The 8156-nt window shown below is 54.8% G+C and carries 9 protein-coding genes; all 9 read left to right on the top strand.

Annotated elements, in window-relative coordinates:
* Nucleotides 1-8: 8 nt before the first annotated feature.
* Nucleotides 9-1088, top strand: a complete 1080-nt coding sequence (locus FBQ85_22685; GenBank protein MDL1877949.1) for a glutamate--tRNA ligase — start codon at nucleotides 9-11, stop codon at nucleotides 1086-1088.
* Nucleotides 1051-1896, top strand: a complete 846-nt coding sequence (locus tag FBQ85_22690) for a BtpA/SgcQ family protein (GenBank protein MDL1877950.1) — start codon at nucleotides 1051-1053, stop codon at nucleotides 1894-1896. Before FBQ85_22685 ends, FBQ85_22690 begins: the two co-directional genes overlap by 38 nt.
* Before the next feature lie 385 nt (nucleotides 1897-2281).
* A complete protein-coding gene (locus FBQ85_22695) occupies nucleotides 2282-2731 on the top strand; it encodes a hypothetical protein (GenBank protein ID MDL1877951.1) in 450 nt (149 codons plus the stop codon).
* Between the two features lie 227 nt (nucleotides 2732-2958).
* Complete coding sequence (locus FBQ85_22700) at nucleotides 2959-3243, top strand: co-chaperone GroES (protein ID MDL1877952.1); 285 nt, start codon at nucleotides 2959-2961, stop codon at nucleotides 3241-3243.
* 55 nt (nucleotides 3244-3298) lie between these two features.
* Nucleotides 3299-4933, top strand: a complete 1635-nt coding sequence (groL, locus tag FBQ85_22705; protein ID MDL1877953.1) for a chaperonin GroEL — start codon at nucleotides 3299-3301, stop codon at nucleotides 4931-4933.
* Between the two features lie 540 nt (nucleotides 4934-5473).
* On the top strand, nucleotides 5474-6853 hold the full coding sequence (locus FBQ85_22710; GenBank protein ID MDL1877954.1) for a glutamyl-tRNA reductase: 1380 nt from the start codon (nucleotides 5474-5476) through the stop codon (nucleotides 6851-6853).
* On the top strand, nucleotides 6750-7697 hold the full coding sequence (gene hemC / locus FBQ85_22715; GenBank protein ID MDL1877955.1) for a hydroxymethylbilane synthase: 948 nt from the start codon (nucleotides 6750-6752) through the stop codon (nucleotides 7695-7697). Before FBQ85_22710 ends, hemC begins: the two co-directional genes overlap by 104 nt.
* A 20-nt stretch (nucleotides 7698-7717) precedes the next feature.
* Nucleotides 7718-8086, top strand: a complete 369-nt coding sequence (locus FBQ85_22720; protein MDL1877956.1) for a hypothetical protein — start codon at nucleotides 7718-7720, stop codon at nucleotides 8084-8086.
* Nucleotides 7999-8156 (top strand): Rieske 2Fe-2S domain-containing protein (locus FBQ85_22725; protein ID MDL1877957.1); only part of this gene is annotated, 158 nt, incomplete at its 3' end. The genes FBQ85_22720 and FBQ85_22725, both read left to right, overlap by 88 nt.

Consider the following 8156-nt stretch of genomic DNA (forward strand, 5'->3'; position numbering starts at 1 on the left):
GCGAGGCGATGAAATCCGAGGGTGCTGCCGGGCAATACCGCTATAGCGGCAAATGCCGTGCACTCACGCCCGCGCAACAACAAGAGTTGCGCAGCCAGGGCATTGCGCCCTCGATTCGCTTTCATGTGCCGGAACGCGCGTTCTCATTTGTTGATTTGGCGCGCGGCGAGCTGAGTTTTCCGGCAAACGCTTTTGGCGATTTTGTGATCGTGCGCTCCGGCGGCCTGCCGACGTACAACTTCGCGTGCGTGATCGATGATCATCTCATGCAAATCTCGCATGTGATTCGCGGAGACGATCACGTCATCAACACGCCCAAGCAAATTGCGATGTATGAGGCGTTCGGCTGGGCGCTGCCGCAATTTTGCCACATTCCCATGATTCTCGGCGAGGATCGCAGCCGCCTGTCGAAGCGGCACGGCGCCACCTCGCTCGATCAGTTTGCGGACAAGGGCTACCTGCCCGAGGCTTTGATCAATTTTCTCAGCTTGCTGAGCTGGTCTTCGCCCTCCGGCGAGGAAATACTTGCGATCGAGCAGTTAGTGCGGGAGTTCGATTTCAACCGCATCAACAAATCGCCGGCGGTGTTTGACACGGTGAAGTTGAATTGGATGAACGGCGTTTATTTGCGCAAGCTCAGCCCCGATCAACTGCTGGAGGTGAGCCTGCCGTTTCTCAAAAAAGCCGGCTACAAACTGCCTGAGCCTGGCATTCTCAACAAAATGCTGGCGCTGGTGCAAGAGAGCCTGGAATATCTCGAACAAGTTGTTGAGAAACTCGAGTTTTTCTTTGTGGAGCGTGTACACATCGCAGACGGCCCGGCAATCGCAATGGTGCAAACCGAAGCGTCCGAGAAGGTCTGTTGGTCGTTCGTACGCCAGCTTGATTTGCAGGAGACGTTGACGGCAGACAGCTTTCGCAAAATCATGAAGGTGGTCAACAAGGAAACCGGCGTGATGGGCAAAGATTTGTGGATGCCGATTCGCATTGCGATCACCGGCAGCTTGCACGGCCCGGACCTGGCCGCTGTCGTCGAGATACTTGGAAAGAATGTTGTGCGTCAGCGCGTTTTGCACTTGGTGGAGTAAGATGAACAATCACGTCTTTCACCAGCTCTTTCCTAAAAAGCCTGTTCTCCTGGGCATGGTGCATTTGCCGGGATTGCCGGGCAGTCCCAATGCCGCGCGTTTCGATGAAGTTATTGCTGCCGCGTTAAATGACGCCAGAATTTTGCAAGATTGCGGCTTTTCCGGCATTCTCGTCGAGAATCTCGGCGATTATCCCTATTATCCCGATCATGTTCCGGCAGAAACGGTGGCCGCGCTGGCTATCGTCGCGGATCGCATCAAATCGAGTTGCAATGTTCCTGTGGGCGTGAATGTCTTGCGCAACGATGCCTTGTCAGCGCTGGCGATTGCGGCCGCAGCGCGTCTGCAATTTCTGCGCGTCAACGTGTTGGCCGGCACGGCCGCCACGGATCAAGGGTTGCTTACCGGCAACGCGCATATGCTGCTGCGCGAGCGCAAGCGGCTGGGCGCGACCGAAGTTCAAATCTACGCAGACATTCGGGTAAAACACGCTGCGCCGTTGGTGCAACGCAATCTCGAACAGGAAGTTGAGGAATTTTTCGAGCGTGCCATGTGTGACGCATTGATCGTCTCCGGCAGCGGCAGCGGCAAGGAAGTTGACCTCGAATTTTTACGGCAGGTCAAAAAAGCTGCAGGTCAGCGCCCAGTGTTGATCGGCAGCGGATTGAGTGCGAAGAACGCTGCCGAACTCTTGCGCATTGCCGACGGCGCGATTGTGGGCAGCGCGATCAAATTCGAGGGGCAGATTCATCAACGTGTTGATCCGCAACAGGCGCGGGCGTTGGTGCAAGCCAGTCAAAGCGCGTGAAGCAGTAACCTCGAAAATCAAGTTCCCCCCCAATTCTTCCCTGAAGCAGAAACCTCTCCGCATCATCTTCAGATTGTCGCTAATACAGCCTTACAATCGTTTTTCATGTGTGTTGCATTCGCGTTGGGATGTTACAACCAAGCCTTAATTGATTGCTTGCAAAGACGGCCAGGGTTTTCGTATGAATTGGTGCAAACATACCTTGTTTCGCTTGAGCGCGCTCTGTTTGATTCTCTCAAACTGGAGTTGTTATTATGGCTATGCGCCGCAGCGGGTCAGGTATTATGATGAACCTCGCCCTGTCACGAGTAGGCCTTACGCCCCGCAACGGCTCACGCTGGATTTAATCGACCAATTCAACATCTCTCCCCATAGTTTGCAGAATTTGAACTATTATCTCGAAAATGGGCTTGTGCTTTATCAATCTGCCTCACACGGGGTCAGCGCTGTAACCCCAAGTGGGGAGCTTGTTTTGAGAAGGCAGACGCGCCAAAACGAGATCGTCTTTCAGCACCTGGCGCGTGGGCGGATTGTTTCGCTGCAGGAGGAATTTCAGTTTTCCCGTTTCAGAAGCGTGTACAAGATCTCGGTTTACTTCGCAGAGAGTTCACCGTACTACCGGGTGTCGCCAAAATATTACGCGCTCACCTTCGCGCCAAATTTACATGGCGAGTATGTTTTGGAGAAAAGCTTTTGGGGTAATACCGTTACCTTCGGCGGTTATGAATACACCGTTTCCGAAGCGCAAACTGAAAATTTCCTACTGGTCGAGGTAAACCTGCAGGACGATTACACGCCCACGCGAAGAATGATGCCGGCCGAGCAAAGATATTGAGCCCAATTTCAGTGCCTCTAAAAATCCGTAATCTCCAATCCACAATCCACAATCCACACTCGTAAGCTTGCCAATTTGTCACACAAGTTGCCAACATACCACTTGACTAATTTGATTGAAATTGTATATTGTGTCCTGCTTTTAGCACTCTACTCAAGTGAGTGCTATCAGAAAATTTTAGGCGATTAATTAGTTCAAACGGACCTTACTTTTAAGGAGGTAATGCTATGAATATCAAGCCGTTGGCTGATCGGGTCGTGATCAAGCCTCTCGAGCAAGAAGAGAAAAAGGTCGGCGGGATCATCATCCCCGACACTGCCAAAGAAAAGCCCATGCAGGGCGAAGTCATCGCCGTTGGCCCGGGAAAAGTTTCGGACTCCGGCCAGAAAGTGACGATGGAAGTGAAGAAGGGCGACAAAGTTCTGTACGGCAAATATTCCGGCACGGAAGTGTCGGTGGATGGCCAGGATTACTTGATCATGCGCGAAAGCGATATTTTGGCCGTGCTGTAAGCGTATTCAGAAAATTCATTCCCAATTTTTATCATCTTGAAGGAGAATTTGAACTATGGCGAAAATCATCACATATAGCATGGACGCACGCGCGTCGCTCAAGCGTGGCGTTGATGCGCTGGCGAACGCCGTGAAAGTCACGCTGGGCCCGAAAGGCCGCAACGTCGTGATTGACAAGAAATTCGGCTCCCCGACCGTAACCAAAGACGGCGTCACGGTAGCGAAGGAAATCGAGTTGGAAGATGCTGTTGAGAACATGGGCGCGCAGATGGTGAAGGAAGTTGCCTCCAAGACCAGCGACAATGCCGGCGACGGCACCACCACCGCAACGGTTTTGGCGCAGTCGATCTTCGCAGAAGGCTTGAAGAACGTGACCGCCGGCGCCAGCCCGATGCACCTGAAGCGCGGCATCGAGCAAGCGGTGAAAACGGTTATCGCCGAAGTGAAGAAGATCAGCCGTCCGGTTTCCGGCAAAACGGAAATTGCGCAGGTCGGTTCGATCTCCGCGAACAACGACAAATCCATCGGCAATGACATTGCCGAAGCGATGGAAAAAGTCGGCAAAGACGGCGTGATCACGGTCGAAGAAGCCAAATACACCGACAGCACGCTGGAAGTTGTTGAAGGTATGCAGTTCGATCGCGGCTATATTTCTCCGTACTTCGTGACCGATCCCGAGAACATGGAAGCGGTGCTCGAAGATGCGTTGATTTTGATCCACGACAAGAAGATCAGCGCGATGAAAGACCTGCTCCCAATTTTGGAGAAGACGGCGCAAATGGGCCGCCCGCTGTTGATCATCGCGGAAGAGGTGGAAGGCGAAGCGTTGGCGACGTTGGTGGTGAACAAGCTGCGCGGCACGCTGCGCGTGGCCGCAGTGAAAGCGCCGGGCTTCGGTGATCGCCGCAAAGCCATGTTGGAAGACATTGGCGTGTTGACCGGCGGCCGCGTGATTTCCGAGGAAGCCGGCTTCAAGCTGGAAAACACCACGCTGTCCGATCTCGGCAAAGCCAAGAAGATCACGATCGACAAAGACAACACCACGATCGTGGAAGGCGCAGGCAAAACCGAAGACATCAAGGGCCGCATCGGCCAGATCAAGAAGCAGATCGACGTCACCACTTCGGATTATGACAAAGAAAAGCTGCAAGAGCGTCTCGCGAAATTGGCCGGCGGCGTGGCGGTGTTGCGCGTCGGTGCGGCAACCGAAGTTGAAATGAAAGAGAAAAAGGCGCGTGTGGAAGATGCCTTGCATGCGACGCGCGCGGCGGTGGAAGAAGGCATCGTGCCCGGCGGCGGTGTGGCTCTGGTGCGCGCGATTCCGGCGCTGGACAAGCTCAAGCTGGACAATGCCGATGAGCAAGTGGGCGTGAACATCGTGAAGCGCGCCATCGAAGAGCCGATTCGCCAGATTGCGGAAAACGCGGGCTGGGAAGGTTCCATCGTGGTGCAGCGCGTGAAGGAAAGCAAAGACGTCAATTTTGGTTTCGATGCAGATTCCGAGCAATTCACCGACCTGTTGAAGGCGGGCGTGATCGATCCGACCAAAGTGGTGCGCACGGCGCTGGAAAATGCCGCGTCCGTCGCGGGCTTGTTGTTGATGACGGAAGCCACGGTCGTCGAGAAGCCTGAGAAGGAAAAAGCTCCGATGATGCCTCCGGGCGGTGGTATGGGCGGCGGCATGTATTAATAGCGTTGCCTCAGCGCAGGGTAAGCCTGTCGAATTTCTCCTGGCGGGTGAGTCTGTCTGTCGAATTTCACCCGGGGGGTGAGCCTGTCGAACCCAGCGAACAAGTTGTATCCAACAAAAAGCCGGCACTCGTTGAGAGGCCGGCTTTTTTATTTCCTGCCTTCTATTCACCTCAAAACTGCAACATCAGAAATGTCATTCAAAAAAGCAAAACGAAGAACACGACTTTTGGCTCACGTTTCAAAATGAAAAGCCATTTTTTCATCCTGAAGAAAAATGAGCTATAATTTAGCGACTGACAACGGCTCTCTGGGTTTGTGTTCAGTCGATTTCACGTATGGCATTTTTCTTAAATTATTAAACCTTTAAATAACATGTATTAATGCCTGTTGGAGTGATGTGTATAAATTGAGCTGATTGTAGCGATTTTTTCAGGTGTTTTGATTTTTTTGCTCTGAACGTGGCATAACAATTGAAATAACAGGAGGCAACATTAGAAAAAACGATTTTATGTTGATCGAAAAAATCTAAACTGGATCCATGATCTGCCCGCAAATACTTGTCATCGGCACCAGTCATCAAGTCGAAACCGTCGAGCAACGGGAATGCTTGCGATTCAATCCCGAAGAGCAAGCCTGCCTCGCCGCCAATCTCGTGGCGGATTCTGCCATTGATGAAGCCTGCCTGCTTTCCACCTGCAATCGCACGGAATTCTATCTGGTGACGCAAGAGCCGGAATCGGCGCGGCACCACTTGAGGGCAATCGTGCGGGAGCATCGTGGCGCGCTGGCTGAACAGGCGCTGTTCATCGGCTATCAATACGAGAATGTCGAAGCGATTCGCCATCTGTTTCGCGTTGCGGCCGGCCTGGAATCGCAGCTTCTTGGTGAGAATCAAATTTTGGCTCAGGTCAAGGAAGCTTATGAACTCGCTTCGGCCCATCACTATGTGGGACCGGTGTTACACCGCGCGTTCACCCTGGCATTGCAAACCGGTAAACGCGTGCGCACCGAAACCCGGATTTCACAGGGCATCGTTTCCTCCGGGTCAGCGGCAGCCGATCTGTTGCTGGACGCGCTGGCCGCAGATAAAGTCACGCAGCCGAGCCGTGAAAAGCATGTGTTAATTCTCGGCGCCGGGAAGATGGCGGAAATGGCCGTGCAACAGATCAAAAAGCGTGCTGCGGGCTGTGTCCGCCTGAGCGTGACCAGCCGCAAGCTCTGCCATGCTTACAGCTTTGCGCGGGCATTTAACATTTCTTTTTTTCCCATGCAAGAATTGCCGTTGATGCTGGAGCGAGCTGATGCCTTGATTAGCGTGCTGGGCGGAGAAAGTTATGCCATCACGCCGAATCATTTCGCGCAATTTCCCAATTCCCGCAGGCCGCTGATCTGCGTTGACCTCGGCGTGCCACGCAATATCGATCCTGCCGTTGCAAAAATTCCGCATGTGATCGTGCATGACATCGATGCACTCGACGGCGTGGTGACGCAAACCCTGGCCGCGCGCCGCGGCGAGATTCCCGCCGCAGAAGCGATGATCGCTGAAACGCTGGCGGAATTCAATGAATGGTTCAACAGCCGGCAAACCGCGCCGTTGATTAAAGGTTTGCAGGATTATGTCGAATTCCTTTGCCAAAGCGAGCTTGGGCGCTTTGGCCGTGATTTTCATTCCGAAGACGAAGAACGGCTGGCAAGATTCAGCCGCAGCCTGGCGAAAAAAATCATCCGCGAGCCGATTCAGCGCTTGCGCGTATTCGCCGCCCAGGAAGATGCGGACAGCCTGAAAACATTAAGCCGCTTTTTTGAGTTTGTCCATGAATACTCACAAGACGAAACTACGACTCGGCACGCGCAGCAGCAAACTGGCGCTGTGGCAGGCCAATTGGGTGGCCGCCACTCTGCAGCGCCGCTTTCCTGAAATTGAAACCGAGCTGGTCAAAATCAACACGCGCGGCGACAAGACGCTCGACGTGCTGATTCCCGAAACCGGCGGCAAGGGCTTTTTTACAGAAGAACTCGATCACGGCCTGCTCAACGGCGAGATCGAGCTTGCCGTGCACAGTTTGAAAGATTTGCCCACGGCCCTGCCGCAGGGTTTGGAGCTGGCTGCGGTTTGCAATCGCCAATGGGTGCATGACGTGCTGCTCGCGCGCGAAGCTTGCACGCTGGACTCTCTTCCCTATGCCGCGAAGGTGGGCACATGCAGCTTGCGGCGCACCGCGCAACTGCTGCATCATCGCCCGGATTTGACTATCTTGCCGTTGCGCGGCAATGTTCCCACGCGCATTCAAAAACTGCTTGCCGGCGATTATGACGCCATCGTGCTGGCCGAAGCCGGTGTGCGCCGCCTGGGCTTGATCGATCACATCGTACAAATCTTGCCGTCAAGCCTGATGCTGCCGGCGCCGGCGCAAGGCGCGTTGGGGCTTGAAGTTTTGGCGAGTAATCAGTTGGCTTATAAATTCGCTGCTGCCTTGGATGATGCCGACGCGCGCGCGACCACGGCTTGCGAGCGCGCCTTGCTCAACGAATTGGGAGCAGGATGCCAAGTGCCGGTGGCGGCGCTCGCGCATGGCGAGGGCGATGCGTTGGAGTGCCAGGCACTGATTGCCGCTCTCGACGGCTCACGCCTCGTTCGCGGCTCGATTCGCGGCCAGCGTGAAGAAGCGCAGGCGCTCGGCATAACGCTCGCGCGCCGGTTGTTGCGCGAGGGCGGCGAAGAAATTCTCGCCGGGGTTCGAATGAGCAATGTAACGGCTTGACATCATCAGAAATTTGGCATATGCCTGCGGATCTGCGCGACAAAAGAATTCTGATCACCGCGCCGCTCGATAGTTCCGAGCGCATCGCCGGTTTGGTGCGGCAGCGCGGCGGCATTCCGGTGATTGCGCCGCTCATCAAACGCGTGCCGCTGCCCGGCAGCGAGGCATTGCAAAACAAACTGCGGGCTTTGTCAAGTTATCGCTGGATCGTGTTTACCAGCGCGGGCGCGGTGGAAAGCGCGCTTGGCACCGGCAGCGGGCTTCGGCATGATGACCTCCGGGTAACAGAGGGAGAGAAGCCATGGACTATGTGCGCGTCGCATCGGCCAGTGCAGTGGCGGAAGGGCAGATCCTGCCCATCGAGGCAGGCGGGCGCAAGCTGCTGCTGACCCGCGTCGGCGGGCGGCTTCATGCGGCTGACCGCAAGTGCCCTCACCTGGGATTCAATCTGTGCAAGGG

The sequence above is a fragment of the Cytophagia bacterium CHB2 genome, from assembly GCA_030263535.1.
Classification (GTDB): domain Bacteria; phylum Zhuqueibacterota; class Zhuqueibacteria; order Zhuqueibacterales; family Zhuqueibacteraceae; genus Coneutiohabitans.

What these genes read in the sequence shown, in the direction of transcription:
- groL (MDL1877953.1), top strand. Translation starts at nt 3,299, where the DNA reads ATGGCGAAAATCATCACATATAGCATGGACGCACGCGCGTCGCTCAAG.
- FBQ85_22690 (MDL1877950.1), top strand. Translation starts at nt 1,051, where the DNA reads ATGTTGTGCGTCAGCGCGTTTTGCACTTGGTGGAGTAAGATGAACAAT.
- FBQ85_22720 (MDL1877956.1), top strand. Translation starts at nt 7,718, where the DNA reads ATGCCTGCGGATCTGCGCGACAAAAGAATTCTGATCACCGCGCCGCTC.
- FBQ85_22710 (MDL1877954.1), top strand. Translation starts at nt 5,474, where the DNA reads ATGATCTGCCCGCAAATACTTGTCATCGGCACCAGTCATCAAGTCGAA.
- hemC (MDL1877955.1), top strand. Translation starts at nt 6,750, where the DNA reads ATGAATACTCACAAGACGAAACTACGACTCGGCACGCGCAGCAGCAAA.
- FBQ85_22700 (MDL1877952.1), top strand. Translation starts at nt 2,959, where the DNA reads ATGAATATCAAGCCGTTGGCTGATCGGGTCGTGATCAAGCCTCTCGAG.
- FBQ85_22685 (MDL1877949.1), top strand. Translation starts at nt 9, where the DNA reads ATGAAATCCGAGGGTGCTGCCGGGCAATACCGCTATAGCGGCAAATGC.